This is a genomic window from Corynebacterium sp. HMSC29G08, from assembly GCF_001806875.1.
Taxonomy (GTDB): Bacteria; Actinomycetota; Actinomycetes; order Mycobacteriales; family Mycobacteriaceae; genus Corynebacterium.
Window position 1 is genome coordinate 243,486 of record NZ_KV786211.1, and the last position, 13,698, is coordinate 257,183.

The 13,698-nt window shown below is 58.7% G+C and carries 12 protein-coding genes and 2 pseudogenes; 11 read left to right on the forward strand and 3 right to left on the reverse strand.

Translation table 11 applies throughout. The annotated features are described in order from the left end of the window. Window positions 1-80 precede the first annotated feature (80 nt). From HMPREF3101_RS02310 to HMPREF3101_RS02325, 4 genes are read left to right on the forward strand one after another with little or no spacing between them, the layout of a single operon-like run. Entirely contained in the window at window positions 81-1,178 is a 1,098-nt protein-coding gene (locus HMPREF3101_RS02310) for a lipase family protein (RefSeq protein WP_246816609.1), read from the forward strand. Between the two features lie 10 nt (window positions 1,179-1,188). Beyond that, window positions 1,189-1,674, forward strand: coding sequence for an FxsA family protein (locus tag HMPREF3101_RS02315; protein WP_070462292.1), 486 nt, complete (start codon window positions 1,189-1,191; stop codon window positions 1,672-1,674). Continuing rightward, complete coding sequence (gene lnt / locus HMPREF3101_RS02320; protein WP_210386148.1) at window positions 1,675-3,195, forward strand: apolipoprotein N-acyltransferase; 1,521 nt, start codon at window positions 1,675-1,677, stop codon at window positions 3,193-3,195. Window positions 3,196-3,230: 35 nt separating this feature from the next. Beyond that, the gene (locus tag HMPREF3101_RS02325) at window positions 3,231-4,223 is read left to right on the forward strand and encodes a polyprenol monophosphomannose synthase (protein ID WP_246816610.1); all 993 of its coding nucleotides are present in this window, start codon (window positions 3,231-3,233) and stop codon (window positions 4,221-4,223) included. Here HMPREF3101_RS02325 and HMPREF3101_RS02330 read toward each other — a convergent pair. After that, on the reverse strand, window positions 4,210-4,587 hold the full coding sequence (locus HMPREF3101_RS02330) for an RNA polymerase-binding protein RbpA (protein WP_070462294.1): 378 nt from the start codon (window positions 4,585-4,587) through the stop codon (window positions 4,210-4,212). The genes HMPREF3101_RS02325 and HMPREF3101_RS02330 overlap by 14 nt on opposite strands. A gap of 102 nt (window positions 4,588-4,689) precedes the next feature. Between HMPREF3101_RS02330 and HMPREF3101_RS11640 the strand changes: the two genes are divergently transcribed. Together HMPREF3101_RS11640 and HMPREF3101_RS02335 are read left to right on the forward strand one after the other, a co-directional pair. Then, on the forward strand, window positions 4,690-5,037 hold the full coding sequence (locus HMPREF3101_RS11640; protein ID WP_083280030.1) for a hypothetical protein: 348 nt from the start codon (window positions 4,690-4,692) through the stop codon (window positions 5,035-5,037). A gap of 3 nt (window positions 5,038-5,040) precedes the next feature. Next, window positions 5,041-5,727 (forward strand): YceI family protein, encoded by a 687-nt coding sequence (locus HMPREF3101_RS02335; RefSeq protein WP_070462295.1) that lies wholly within the window; start codon window positions 5,041-5,043, stop codon window positions 5,725-5,727. 141 nt (window positions 5,728-5,868) lie between these two features. On the opposite strand, the gene HMPREF3101_RS02340 is transcribed toward HMPREF3101_RS02335, so the two are convergent. Further along, window positions 5,869-7,155, reverse strand: coding sequence for an SAM-dependent methyltransferase (locus HMPREF3101_RS02340; protein WP_070462296.1), 1,287 nt, complete (start codon window positions 7,153-7,155; stop codon window positions 5,869-5,871). A gap of 107 nt (window positions 7,156-7,262) precedes the next feature. Between HMPREF3101_RS02340 and HMPREF3101_RS02345 the strand changes: the two genes are divergently transcribed. The 5 genes and pseudogenes from HMPREF3101_RS02345 (at window position 7,263) to HMPREF3101_RS02365 (ending at window position 13,260) form a co-directional block, all read left to right on the forward strand. Next, window positions 7,263-8,612: an NAD(P)/FAD-dependent oxidoreductase gene (locus HMPREF3101_RS02345; protein WP_070462297.1), complete on the forward strand. Its 1,350-nt coding sequence runs from the start codon at window positions 7,263-7,265 to the stop codon at window positions 8,610-8,612. A 269-nt stretch (window positions 8,613-8,881) separates the two neighbouring features. Continuing rightward, window positions 8,882-10,642: pseudogene (locus HMPREF3101_RS02350) on the forward strand (pyruvate formate lyase family protein); the annotation flags it as partial. Then, window positions 10,622-11,221 (forward strand): annotated as a pseudogene (gene grcA2, locus HMPREF3101_RS12365) (autonomous glycyl radical cofactor GrcA2). The pseudogenes HMPREF3101_RS02350 and grcA2, both read left to right, overlap by 21 nt. Then, entirely contained in the window at window positions 11,222-12,097 is an 876-nt protein-coding gene (gene pflA / locus HMPREF3101_RS02360) for a pyruvate formate-lyase-activating protein (protein WP_070462300.1), read from the forward strand. A gap of 89 nt (window positions 12,098-12,186) precedes the next feature. Then, on the forward strand, window positions 12,187-13,260 hold the full coding sequence (locus tag HMPREF3101_RS02365) for a magnesium and cobalt transport protein CorA (RefSeq protein WP_070462301.1): 1,074 nt from the start codon (window positions 12,187-12,189) through the stop codon (window positions 13,258-13,260). Between the two features lie 9 nt (window positions 13,261-13,269). On the opposite strand, the gene HMPREF3101_RS02370 is transcribed toward HMPREF3101_RS02365, so the two are convergent. After that, entirely contained in the window at window positions 13,270-13,653 is a 384-nt protein-coding gene (locus HMPREF3101_RS02370) for a PaaI family thioesterase (RefSeq protein ID WP_070462302.1), read from the reverse strand. Window positions 13,654-13,698 lie beyond the last annotated feature (45 nt).

Consider the following 13,698-nt stretch of genomic DNA (forward strand, 5'->3'; position numbering starts at 1 on the left):
CGCTGGGGCTGGTGGGAAGCGTGTTTAGGCCTCCGCCACGCACTAACCCGCAATTCACTAGAGCAACCTGGCTTGCTGGCGTGAGCCCGGGAGCGCTCTTGACCGCGGAGGCGATCAGACCGGTGGGACTTGGCGGTCGGATGAATCCGGCCGATGCTTGGCGCATTAGCTACGCAACCAGTGACCGCGAAAGCCGCGTCCTAAGCGCTACTGGGGCAGTGTTTCGCTCACATTCGACGTGGCGGGGTGACGGTGAGGCGCCCACAGTGGCGTTTGCGCCGTCGACACAAGGGGTGGCGCCGCGTTGTGACCCTTCGTACACCTGCACCGTTGGTTTCGGCACCCGGCGCAAACCGTTCGATGCGATCGCGGCCTACGAGCAGCCGGCGATCAATCTGCTGTTGGCGTGTGGTGTCAACGTCGTGGTCACGGACTACCCACGTGATCCTGAAGACAACGTTCAACTGTACTGCGACCACATCACGTCGGCGCGTGCGTTGGCCGACGCGGTGCGGGCCGCATCCGAGCTTGGGGTAGATACCACCAACCTTGGCCTGTGGGGGTTTTCCCAGGGTGGAGGCGCGGTAGGTGCCTGGTTAGAGGAGCCGGAGTACACCCCTGGGCTGCAGCCGCTTGGCGCTGTGGTGGGTGCGCCACCGGCGGATCTGATTGCCATGCTGGACCATGTTGATGGGGCAATGTCATCGGTAGTCATTTTGTATGCGCTTGCAGCCCTGATGGCTGCTGACGAGGGCATTGCTGCCGAAATTACTCCGTTCTTGAGCGCGGAGGGGGTGCGCGCGGTCATGCTCGGCGCGCAGGTGTGTGCGGCAGGCGCGGTGTTACACAGGCCGTGGACGCGGACCAGCAAGTGGACGACCACTGGCCAATCCATGGCAGAACTTTTGGCGGAGTTGCCGTTGACTTCTGCTCACCTTGAAGCATCCCGGCTTGGCTTACGCCGCCCGCCGCGTATCCCGATCCGCTTGTGGGCTTCGCTTTTCGACGACCTCGTGCCCCACCCAACCGTCACCGCCCTTGGCACTGCCTGGGGTGTGGATGTGCATACGCGACGAATGCCGCGCATCCTGGGGCGTACCGGCATGAACCACTTCGGGCCATATTTTGCGTGGCTCAGCCGGGATGTGCGTTGGCTGCTTGCACAGCTTGGCGGGTAGCCTATGGCACATGCCGCTGCTTATGTTTGCGTATTTTGCCGTTGAAATGCTGGCGTTTTGGGGAGTTGCCAAGACAATCGGGGTGGGTTGGGCGCTTCTTTTAGTTCTAGCGTTGATGGCGTTGGGGGCGTTCGCCGCCAGCTTGTCGCTTCGCGCTGCCTTGGCGCGCGCAGCTCAAGGGCGCTCATCCGTTGGCCGCTTGGCAGGCGATAGCGCGCTGCTGTTGGCGGGGTGGGCGCTGTGTGTCGTGCCGGGGTTCATGTCCTCGGTTGTGGGGTTGCTGTTAATTTTGCCGCCTACGCGTGCGCTGATCCGCGGCGTGCTTTCGGCCCGTGTTCGACGCGACATTGAACAAGTGGGCATGCGTGTTTATGAGTCGGCTCCGATGTCTCGCTATCGCACCAGCTACGGCACGTTCACCCCGGAAAAGGACACCTCCCACGAGGTTATCGACGCCGAGGAGCTGGAAAAGTGGTACCGGATGGGGGACGACTAGGTGCTGGCGTTGTACCGCGCCACATTGGCGGCCCTTGCCGGCTGGCTGGTGTATTTGTCCTATGAACCGCATGGCTACTGGTGGTGCGCCATTGTCGGCATTGCGCTGTTGTTCTTGGCGCTTTCACCGTGGTCGCCGAAGGTAACCGGCAAGATTGGGCTGGCCGGTGCTGCGCAGCAGCGCCCGAGTGCTGCTTTTGGTGCGCTGCTCGGGTTCACGCACGGGCTTGTGTGTTACCTCTACCTGTTGCCGTGGATCGGTGAGTTTGTCGGGGCGATGCCGTATATTGCGCTGAGCATCACGATGGCGCTCTACGCTATTTTGACCGGCATCTTTGGAGTGCGCGTGGCGCGCACCCGTTACGGCTTTTTCGCATTTGCGCTTGTTTATGTGGCGGTGGAGTTCATCCGTTCTTCTGTCCCTTTTGGTGGCTTTGCCTGGGTTCGCCTTGCTTGGGGGCAGATCAACGGCCCGCTAGCGCCGCTTGCAGCGTGGGGTGGACCCGCGCTGGTTACCTGCGCCACAGTGATTGTTGGCGCTAGCCTGTGCGCGCTGATGCTTCGTTCGGGACGTGCTCGTGTGTTTGCGGCGGCGGGCGTCATTGCACCTCTGCTGCTCGGCTTGGCGGGCTGGTTGGGGGTTAACTCCCCGGCAAAAACCATCGATGAGGTCACGGTTGCCGCAGTGCAAGGCAACGTGCCAAGGCTCGGTCTGGATTTCAACGCGCAGCGTCGCGCGGTGTTGGCCAACCACGTCAACGAAACGCTGAAGCTTGCTGGCACGCATGTTGACTTTGTTGTCTGGCCGGAGAATTCATCCGATGTGAATCCGTTTACAGACGCTGAGGCAGCCGAGCTCATTGACTCCGCTGTGCAGGCTGTGCGGGCACCGATCATGGTTGGCACGCTGACTCGCGACGAGGTTGGGGCGCGCAACACTCAAGTCGTCTTCGATCCGGTTACAGGTCCTGGAGACATGCACCACAAGCGTTTCCTCCAGCCGTTTGGGGAATACATGCCGATGCGGGATTTCTTCCGCAATTTCTCTGATTTGGTGGACCTAGCGGGCGACTTCAAGCCCGGTGACGGACCAGGTGTGGTACGAATCGCTACCACCATCTTAGGTGTGGCCACCTGTTACGAGGTAGCGGAGGACCCGGCGTACCGGATGGCGGTGAAAAACGGCGCACAGATCTTGGCAACGCCGACGAACAACGCCACCTTCGGTTTCACCGACATGACCTACCAGCAACTGGCGATGAGCCGGATGCGGGCCATTGAGTTAGACCGTGCGGTCGTTGTCGCCGCCACCTCGGGTGTGTCTGCCATTGTGCACCCGGATGGTGCTGTCTCCCAGCAGACGGAGATTTTTGAGGCTAACCACCTTGTAGAAGCACTGCCGCTTCGCACTGGCCTGACTCTGGCTGCGCGCTTTGGTGCGGTGTTGGAGTGGCTGCTTGTGTTGGCGGGTACTGCGACGGCGCTACTGACGCGTCGCGAGTATGCTGCAAATGTTAAATAACTTGAACAATGCTTAAGTCTAAAGGAGCTTCCGACGTGTCGAATTCGACTCTGGTAATCATCCCCACCTACAACGAGGTGGAAAACCTCCCGTTGATTACCCGCAGAGTCATTGAGGCTGCCCCCGATGTTGACGTCCTGGTTGTGGACGACAACTCGCCCGACGGTACCGGAAAGCTTGCAGACGAGCTGGCGGCAGCCCACGACATCATCCACGTGCTCCACCGCACCACCAAAGATGGCCTGATGGCTGCCTACCGCGCCGGGTTCCGCTGGGCGCTCGAGCGCGACTACCAAATCATTTGCCAGATGGATGCAGATGGCTCCCACGCCCCGGAGGAGCTTGCACGGCTGCTGGAGGCAATCGAAGACGGAGCGGACCTGGCTATCGGTTCTCGCTACGTGGACGGCGGCGAGGTCACCAACTGGCCACAGCAGCGTTATCTGCTGTCAAAGTTGGGCAACCGCTACATCTCCGCGGCGCTGGGGGAGGATGTCAACGACCTGACGGCAGGCTACCGCGCGTTTCGACGCGAGGTGCTCGAGCAGCTAGATCTCAACGAGCTTTCGCCGAAGGGCTTCATCTTCCAGGCGGAGATTGTGCACAAGGCGGGCCAGGCAGGCTTCGATGTCCGTGAAGTGCCGATTACGTTTGAGGACCGCACGCTAGGGGAGTCCAAGCTGAATGCAAGCTTCGCGGCAACCTCCTTGGCTGAGGTGACCAAGTGGGGGCTTGCGGAGAAAGCCACCTCTGTAGCCAACCTGCTTAAAGAGGTTGGGGCGCTTGCTCAGCATGAGTTTGAACACTCCGCCCTGAGCCGTACGGGTGAGCGCTTGGGCTCCGCAGCTGAGAAGACTGCCGACACGGTCTGGGAGATGTACAAGCTAGCGAAGCACGAGCTGCAGATGTCGCCGCTGGCTAAGGCACCAAAAAACGCCGCCAACCTTGTCGGTGACGGCGTTGCGGCGGTTGGTGAGTTCACCAACCTGGCTAAGCACGAGTTGAAGCGCGTAACTACTGGCCGTTAGCGGCCTGTTGCTCCTTGGCAATGCGCGCTGCGTTACGACGACGCTTGCGCAGCTGCTCCAAACGCTCCTCTAGAAGCACATCTAGCTCCTCGATGCTGCGGCGCTCCCGCAGCATGTCCCAGTGGGTGCGTGGCGGCTTGGCTGGCTTCGCTTCGACGCCTTCACCCTCCATCAGGATGCCGATCTGGCCGTTTTTGCACATCCACTCTTCGGGAATCTCGGCATCGTCCGCGAAAGGCACCTCGTAGACCTCTCCGCTGGGGGTCTTGTATTTGGCCATTTGACGCGGCGCGAGGTCGTGGTCGCGGTCCGTTTCGTAGCTCACAGCGCCCATTCGGCTGCCGCGCAACACGCGATCTGCCATGCTCTCACAGTCCCTTCATTTTGCTGCAACGATTATTGCGATCGATTAAGTATAACGAGGAAGCTTCAAGGATTGTTCCCAGCTGTACTAGAATATTTGCACGTGGCAGCCCAGACCAATTTTCCCGACAGGGCCGCACCTGCTTGTCAGTGGTGCGGTAAAGAGCTGGCGCCGCAGGAGGGGAGAGGCAGGAAAAGGAAATACTGCAGCCCCAGTTGCAAGCAGCGTGCGTATGAGCAACGGCATAATATTGCTGGTACCGCGGTTGCTGAAGGCTCCGTTGTGTTGCGCCCAGAGCGCGTAGGAGAGCTCCGTGATGAGCTGTATGCGCTCAAGTGTGCGGCGGAGGATGTTGCAACGGCAGCGGCGGAAGGTGCTGAGGCAGACGATATTCGTCACCTCTGTGACGAATTGGTCGAGCTGGCCACACACATTGAAAAGCTGAGGTAGAAGGTGCAGACGAAACAAAAGGTCCTGATCGCGGCAGTATCCATATTTGCCGTATTTGCGCTGCTCATTGCATTTGTTCCGTTGGCAATCAACATGCTTGGCAGTGGTGTAAAAACAGAAGGTATCGATCATTCGGCCCTGAAGCCAAGTTCAACGGAGATTGATGGCGAATGGAGCGTGTCTAACCGCCCAAACGCAAACCGATCGGCAGCTGGCTTCACATTCAATGAGGTGCTGCCTGGTGAACGTAGGGAGACCTCAGGTTCCACGAATGGCATAACGGGTCACGCGACCATTGAGGCCGGAACACTGACCGCAGGCAAGATCACGGTGGACATGACCAACATCACCACGGACAGCGATGTGCGTGATAACAATGTGCGCCGCAAGATTTTCCATACTGATCAGTTCCCGGAGTCCACGTTTGAGCTCACTGAGCCTGTTGACGTCAGCGAGTTGCCCACAGACGGCAACGTTGGCGAAGTCACGCTTACGGGCGATCTGACCATCATGGGCACGACCAACTCAGTAACGCAGACGTTTGAGGTTGCACGCTCTGGCGAGAACTTGATCATCGCGGGTGACATTCCCATCAATCGTCTGGATTACGGCGTGGACACGCCGGAGTTCGTCGCGGCGAAGATAGCCGAGGAAGGCGAAATCAACATCCGTATCAACCTGGCCAAATAGCCAGACTTAACGTCACGTTACGTTAATAGGGGTACATGGCTGCACCGTGCGACCGTGCACCCAATATCGGAATTTGTCCGATAATGTACATTATGTCAAGTAACGCCAGTGCGGTCACGCCCCTAGGGTTAGGCTCCAGCGTTAGCGCCCGCGCCTCCTGCGCCGCACCATGGTCAGCTGCGACAAGCTCAACATCCCCTCCCGCGCTAGCGCCTCGCGCAGCGCCAGCTGCCAGATCCACAGACGCCGGTAAACAACATCGAACCCATCGGCGGCTGCGTCACGCAGGTTGCCCTCAAAGGTTCGCCGTTGCAACGCCAATGATTCGGCCAGGTGCTCAGGTGCCCGCGTCTCCGCAATAATGCGCAGTCCGGTGTTCCGGTCGGTGATTTTGGCGATGTCGTGTGACGTCGAAAAGCTTAAGCCCGGCCAAATGTACGCCCGCAGCGATTCGAGTGCCGACATGGCTGCCGACGGCAGCCTCTCCACACACACCACAGTTTGTATAGACACCACACCGCTTGGAACCAAGGACTGGTCGATCAAGCGCAGGAACTGCCCCTTTGCCTTGTCCGGCAGCGTCTCAAGGTGCTCTACGCTCACAATCGCGTCATACGCGCCGTGGGTCACCTCGCCCGCAGTCTCAACGCGCACAGCGTCCGCGACACCGGCAAATGTGAGGTGTTCGCGCAGTTCAGCGGCCGCTTGCTCAGAATTTGCCACACAGTCCACAGTCACGCCACGACGACTTGCCGCAACCGCCAGCGCAGAACCTGCCGCAGGACGAATCTGCAGGTGGGTGCCTGTTGCCGCATGCACGGCGTCAAGAAGCATCGCTGCACTGCGGGCCTGTGCATCGCTGAGATCCTCACGCCCAGCATCCATCGGTGTGGCGAATTCCGTCACATCGACGAAATGCTTTGCTGGTTCATGTTTGTGGCCCGCGCCGCGCACATACGACTTCTTGAGCTCGCGCTGCGTGGTAGGCACACCAGTCAAAAAATGCCCTTGAAATGGGCTAACACCGTCGCCGGAGAAGTGGCTAATCAGGTCTGCCGGTAGCTCATCAGCCGAACTGCCGGTTGAAACCCGTGGGGTCTTTGGACAGTACTTTGCCGAGATCAGGCCGCGCAGTACGTCAACTAGAGCGTCGGAGCCCATCGTCTCCCACTCTCCTGCCAGATAGCCTTCCGCAAGACCAATCCAGCCACTTGCCGCAATCCGCGTAAACACATCCGCGTGGGTCACTACGAGCGCAGGGGCGTCGCTATCAAGAGCAAGCCCCGCCTGGGACGCGGCCTTAGCAAATGCAGCCTCCGCGCGCCGTGATCGCACCGCGGCGCCACGAAGGCGAGGTGACGTAGCCACTCCAGGCCATGCGGATGCATCCACCCTCGAAAGGTGATCTGCGGCGCTGTTGACTGTCATTACAGCCACCTTAGTGCCGCTAAGTGCCCTCACTGTGCTGCAACCCGGGATGAGGGCGTAGTATTTACCGGGGTATTTTCAGCTTCAATTACAAGGAGTGCTTTAACATGGCAGCAACGCCATATCGCCCTACCGGAAACCGCCACCACGTAGTGATCGTCGGTGCCGGTTTCGGCGGCCTTCAAGCAGCCCGCAAACTTGCTGGCGCTGATGTGGACGTGACGCTTATCAACCGTACTAACCACCACCTGTTTGCTCCGCTGCTTTACCAGGTGGCAACTGGTCTTTTGTCTTCTGGCGAGATCGCGGTATCGCTGCGTCAGCTCACCCGCAACATTGACAACCTGACGGTTATGCGCGGTGAGGTTACAGATATTGATACGGATGCTCAGACGGTTAGCGCTGTAGACGCTGGCGAGGAGCGTGTTTACGCGTACGACTCGCTGATCCTTGCTGCTGGTGCTGGCCAGTCATACTTTGGCAACAACCATTTCGCTGAGTTCGCACCGGGCTTAAAGACCTTGGATGACGCGTTTGAGGTCCGTGCACGCATCATGGATGCTTTCGAGCGTGCCGAGCTGGCTTCAACGCCTGAGGAGCGCGAGGAGCTGCTGACCTTTGTCATCGTGGGTGCTGGCCCGACCGGTGTTGAGTTGGCCGGCCAGATTTCTGAGTTGGCTCACCGCTCCTTCGAGCAGGGTCAGTTCACTTTCCGCCCGGAGATGACCAAGATCGTGCTTATCGACGGTATGCCGCAGGTCCTCCCGCCATTTGGCAAGCGCCTGGGCAAGAAGGCTCAGCGTCAGCTGGAGCGCGAAGGCGTAACCGTGATCCTCAACGCGCTTGTGTCCAATGTGGACGCAGAGTCCGTGACGTACAAGGACACCAAGACCAGTGAGGAGCAGACCGTCAAGGCTGCAACCAAGATTTGGTCCGCTGGTGTTGAGGCTTCCCCGCTGGGTCGCATTGTGGCTGAGCAGACCGGCGTTGAGGTCAACCGTAACGGCACTGTCCAGGTCAACCCGGATTGCTCCGTGGGAGACAAGCGCAATGTATTCATCATCGGCGACATGATGAGCCTGAACAAGCTTCCGGGCGTTGCCCAGGTGGCTATGCAGTCTGGCGAGTATGTAGCCAAGATCATCACCGAGCAGGTTGAGCACGGCGTGGAGCCGGATCAGCGTGATCCCTTCAGCTACTTCGACAAGGGTTCCATGGCGATCATCTCCCGCTTCAACGCTGTGGTGAAGATGGGCAAGGTGGAGTTCACCGGCTTCATCGGTTGGCTGATGTGGCTGTTCGTCCACGTCCAGTTCCTGCAGGGTCTGCGCAACCGCGTGGTCACCTCGTTCACGTGGCTGCTCAATGCGCTGAATTCGCGTCGCTACAACCTGGTCACCACGAATGGCCAGTTGCTGCAGCGCACGGCACGCGAAAACAGCGAGACCAAAAAGTAGCCGAGGCTAGTAGTACTCAGCTCCCCCGCTCTCATCACGAGGGCGGGTTTTCTGTGCCCAACGTCACGATATTCGTATTACCTAATGGGCGTGAGTTTCTTTATACTTGGGGGTGAGCGGCACGCGCGTGGCGTCGTCAAGCGGGAAATGCCCAAGCGCAGCCGCAGGATCACTTCAATAGTCAAGAGAAGGACCGTGCAACTGTGACAGTTTCTACTCAGCCGCAAATCCAACACCAAGCGTGGGAAGGCTTCACCCCGGGCCCGTGGATGGAAACAATTGACGTCCGCGACTTCGTGCAGCGCAATTACACCCCGTACGACGGGGACGCTTCGTTCCTTGAAGGCGCTACCGAAAAGACGCGTCGCCTCTGGGACTACCTGGACAAAACCTACCTCGCTGTTGAGCGTGAACGCCGTGTATATGACGTGGATACGGACACGCCTGCAGACATCGACGCATTTGCTCCGGGCTACATCTCCGACGATGACGATGTCATTGTTGGCCTGCAGACAGACACCCCAACCAAGCGCGCAATGATGCCGAACGGCGGCTGGCGCATGGTTGAGCAGGCAATCAAGGAGGCCGGTAAAGAGGTCAACGAGGATGTGAAGAAGATCTTCACCCACTACCGCAAGACACACAATGACGCGGTGTTTGACATCTACACGCCCCGCATCCGTGCAGCACGTTCCTCGCACATCGTCACAGGTCTGCCGGACGCCTATGGCCGCGGCCGCATTATCGGCGACTACCGTCGCGTGGCTCTATACGGCGTTGATTTCCTCATTGAGGAAAAGCAGCAGGCCAAGGACGCCTCCCTTGCTAACGGGTTCTCCGAGCACTGGGCACGCTACCGCGAGGAGCACGCCGAGCAGATCAAGGCGCTGAAGAAGCTGAAGAAGATGGCGGCGGACTATGGCTTTGACATCTCCGGGCCAGCTCAGAGCGCTAAGGAAGCCGTGCAGTGGACCTACTTTGGCTACTTGGCATCGGTCAAGAGCCAGGACGGTGCCGCTATGTCCATCGGCCGCCTCTCCCCTTTCCTGGACGCCTACTTTGAGCGTGACCTGGCTAATGGAACGCTGACCGAGGTCGAAGCTCAGGAAATCATTGATGCGTTGGTAATCAAGCTGCGCATCGTGCGTTTCCTGCGCACCGAGGACTATGACCAGATTTTCTCCGGCGACCCGTACTGGGCTACCTGGACGGACGCGGGTTTCTCCGAAGACGGCCGCCACCAGGTGACCAAGACCGCGTTCCGTCTGCTGCAGACGCTGCGCAATCTTGGCCCTGCCCCGGAGCCGAACATCACGATCTTCTGGGACCCGCAGCTGCCTGAGGGATACAAGGAATTTTGCGCCGCGATCTCCATTGAGACGTCGTCGCTGCAGTATGAGTCTGACAAGCAGATTCGTGACAAGTGGGGCGATGACGCCGCGATTGCCTGCTGTGTTTCTCCTATGCAGGTAGGCAAGCAGATGCAGTTCTTCGGCGCGCGCGTAAACGCAGCGAAGTCGCTGCTGTACGCCATTAACGGCGGTCGCGATGAAGTCACCGGCAAGCAAATCACCGACGGCGACCACACGCCGATTCTTGGCGACGGCCCACTGGACTTCGACGAGGTCTGGCAGAAGTACGAGGAGATGCTCGATTGGGTTGTCGGCACTTACGTTGAGGCGCTGAACATCATCCACTACTGCCACGACCGCTACGCATACGAATCCATCGAGATGGCACTGCATGACTCTGACATCATCCGCACCATGGGCTGCGGTATTGCAGGCCTGTCCATTGTGGCTGACTCACTCAGCGCGATTAAGTACGCCAAGGTCTACCCGGTTCGTGATGAGACTGGCTTGGTGGTGGACTACATCACCGAGGGTGAGTTCCCGTTCTACGGCAACGACGATGACCGTGCAGACGATATCGCCGCCACCGTGGTGCACACCGTGATGCAGAAGATCAAGGCGATCCCGATGTACCGCGACGCTATTCCGACGCAGTCCGTGCTGACCATTACTTCCAACGTTGTCTACGGCAAGGCCACCGGTTCGTTCCCGTCTGGCCACAAGGCTGGCACCCCGTTCGCGCCGGGCGCAAACCCGGAGAACGGCGCCGATAACCACGGCATGGTTGCTTCCATGCTTTCGGTAGGCAAGCTGGACTACAACGATGCGCTGGACGGTATTTCGCTGACCAACACCATCACGCCTACCGGCTTGGGTCGCAACAAGGAAGAGCAGGTCAAGAACCTGGTTGGTGTCTTGGATGCTGGCTTCATCATGGACAACGCCGACACGACCATCCAACCCGCCTAATCCCCAACTTCACTTAAAAAAGGAGTATTTGTACCAATGTCTACCCCTACTTTTGATGAGCGCCTCGCCTCCATGAAGGCAAACCGTGCTGCAAACAACATGGAGTCTGGCCTGTACCACGCCAACATCAACGTGTTGGACGAGTCCACGCTTGAAGACGCCATGGAGCACCCCGAAAACTACCCGAACCTGACGGTGCGTGTTTCCGGCTATGCCGTGAACTTTGTCAAGCTGACGAAGGAGCAGCAGCGCGACGTCATTTCTCGTACTTTCCACCAGGGTGCGTAAATGGCTTTTGATGGCACCAGCGGCGTTGTCACTCTTCAGCCCGAGCAGGGTGAGCGGGTGCGCGGCGTCGCTGCCGGTTTAGGTGGGTTATCCACCGATGATTTGGAAATCACTCGCCCTGAGTTGCTCGACGCTCGCCGCACCGGCGAGATCGGTCTGATTCACTCTTGGGAGCTGGTGACTGCTGTTGACGGCCCGGGCACCCGCCTGACGCTGTTTCTCTCTGGTTGTCCGCTGCGGTGCAAGTTCTGCCACAATCCGGACACGATGGAGATGAAAGAGGGCACTTTGGAGCATATCGACGCGGTGGTCAAACGCGTCCTACGCTATAAGTCCATCTTCAACGCTTCCGGTGGCGGACTCACCCTGTCAGGTGGTGAGCCACTGTTCCAGATTGCGTTTACCCGCCGTTTGCTCAAGGCGGTGCACGACGCGGGCGTGCACACCACGGTTGATACCTCTGGTTATTTGGGGGCACGACTGACGGACGAGGACTTGGACAACATCGACTTGTTCCTCTTGGACGTGAAATCCGGTGATCCCACCACCTATGAGCACGTCACCGAAAGGCAGTTGCAGCCGACGATTGATTTCGGTGACCGTCTTCACGCAAAGGGCAAAAAAGTATGGGTACGTTTCGTGCTTGTGCCTGGCCTGACGGACGGTGAAGACAACGTACAAAAGGTCGCTGACATCGTCGCACGCTGGAAAGGCACCGTTGAGCGTGTGGAGGTGCTGCCCTTTCACAACATGGGCGCGGATAAGTGGAAGAAGATTGGACTGGACTACCAGTTGGAAGACACGACTCCCCCATCAGCGGAATCCTTGGGGCATGTGCGTTCGGTATTTCGTTCCCGTGGCCTGACAGTTTTCTAACCCGGGGTCTGCGCGTAGTATCACCTATTACGTTGAGAGCGCCTCGGGAGCGCCCTCCCCTTGATCCAATGAAAGGGGGCTTGGAGCCCATGCCGCCACGCATTCCACTTACGCGACCGCGACCAAAAAGACCTGAGCCCCCTTCGACCACCCCCATCCGGGTTCCTATTGAGCGCGCGATGGATTTTTGCCGCGTGTTTGTAGACGGCAAGCGCTTGCCTGGCAGCATTCGCGTCAACCAGGCGATGGAGATTGTGCAGCAGCACGAGAATGCGTTTGTGTGGCTGTCGCTGAAGTCCCCTACAGAAGATCAGATGGAGCGACTTGCAGGCATCTTTGATATTGATGACCTGATTGTGGACGATGTGTTGGACGCCCACCAGCGTCCCAAGATCGAACGCTACGACGAGCAGTTGTTCATGGTTGTGCGCTCCGTGCACTACCGTGACGACGAAGAGGTTGTGGACGCCCGCGAGATCATTTCCACCGGTGAGGTGCAGGTGGTTACGGGCCAGAATTTTGCGGTGAGCATTCGTCACAACGCCCCACTGCCGGATCTGACTGCCCAGTTGGAGGCGGAGGAAGACTTGGTTGTCCTCGGCCCGAGTGCGGTTGCGTGGATTGTGGCGGACTATCTGGTGGACAACTATCTGCGGGTTGCGGAGTATCTCAGCCAGGACGTGGATGAGCTGGAAAACGAAGTGTTCACGCCGAAGCGCCAGATTAATATTGACAAGATCTACAGCTACAAGCGTGAGATCTTGGAGATGCGCCACGCAATTGATCCACTGGCACCTGCACTTCGAAACGGCCTGACCAATAACAAAGACATGGTGCGCAAAGCGCTGCGCTCCTACTTCCGCGACGTGCAGGACAACGCAACAATTGCCTCGGATCACGTTTCGGGCTTTGATGAGCGTCTGTCTTCCCTGCTAAACGCTTCGGTAGCGAAGGTGAGCATGCAGCAAAACGCCGACATGCGCACGATCTCGGCAGTGGTTGGTATGGCCGCTGTGCCGACACTTATTGCTGGTATTTACGGCATGAACTTTGAGAACATGCCCGAGTTAGGTTGGACGTTTGGCTACCCAGCCGCACTGTTAGTAATGCTTAGCGCGATGGCGCTGATGTTCTGGTGGTTCCGGAAGAACCACTGGCTCTAGCCTGAGTAGCTAGCCCTTGATCATCAACTTCAGGTTGGTGATTGCCACCAGCTTGTCGTTGTTGCGCATTTCGATGCGCCACAGGTGCGTGGTGCGGCCAATGTGGACTGGGATGGCTTCGGCCTCGATGCGGCCGGAAGTCACTGGACGAAGAAAGTCCGTGTTGTTGTTCATACCCACGGCTGCTTTTTGGCTGGTGAACATGGCTGCAAGGCTGCCCAGCGTCTCGCCGATGGCTGCATAGACGCCGCCGTTGACAATGCCTGCGGGTTGGAGGTGCTCAGGACCCACCTCGATGTGAGCTTTGATCTCCGATTCGGAGCAGGCGGTGACTTCCATGCCAATGGTCTGGGCGAATCCGGTATTCATCCGGTTTATCTCTGCAATTTCCATGTCGGTCACTATACGGATGGCGTTGGGGTTTATGGGCTAGTCGGA

Coding starts and splice junctions, on each gene's coding strand:
- HMPREF3101_RS02315 (WP_070462292.1), top strand. CDS start 1,189: ATGCCGCTGCTTATGTTTGCGTATTTTGCCGTTGAAATGCTGGCGTTT.
- HMPREF3101_RS02330 (WP_070462294.1), bottom strand. CDS start 4,587: ATGGCAGATCGCGTGTTGCGCGGCAGCCGAATGGGCGCTGTGAGCTAC.
- HMPREF3101_RS02340 (WP_070462296.1), bottom strand. CDS start 7,155: ATGACAGTCAACAGCGCCGCAGATCACCTTTCGAGGGTGGATGCATCC.
- HMPREF3101_RS02345 (WP_070462297.1), top strand. CDS start 7,263: ATGGCAGCAACGCCATATCGCCCTACCGGAAACCGCCACCACGTAGTG.
- pflA (WP_070462300.1), top strand. CDS start 11,222: ATGGCTTTTGATGGCACCAGCGGCGTTGTCACTCTTCAGCCCGAGCAG.
- HMPREF3101_RS02365 (WP_070462301.1), top strand. CDS start 12,187: ATGCCGCCACGCATTCCACTTACGCGACCGCGACCAAAAAGACCTGAG.
- HMPREF3101_RS02370 (WP_070462302.1), bottom strand. CDS start 13,653: ATGGAAATTGCAGAGATAAACCGGATGAATACCGGATTCGCCCAGACC.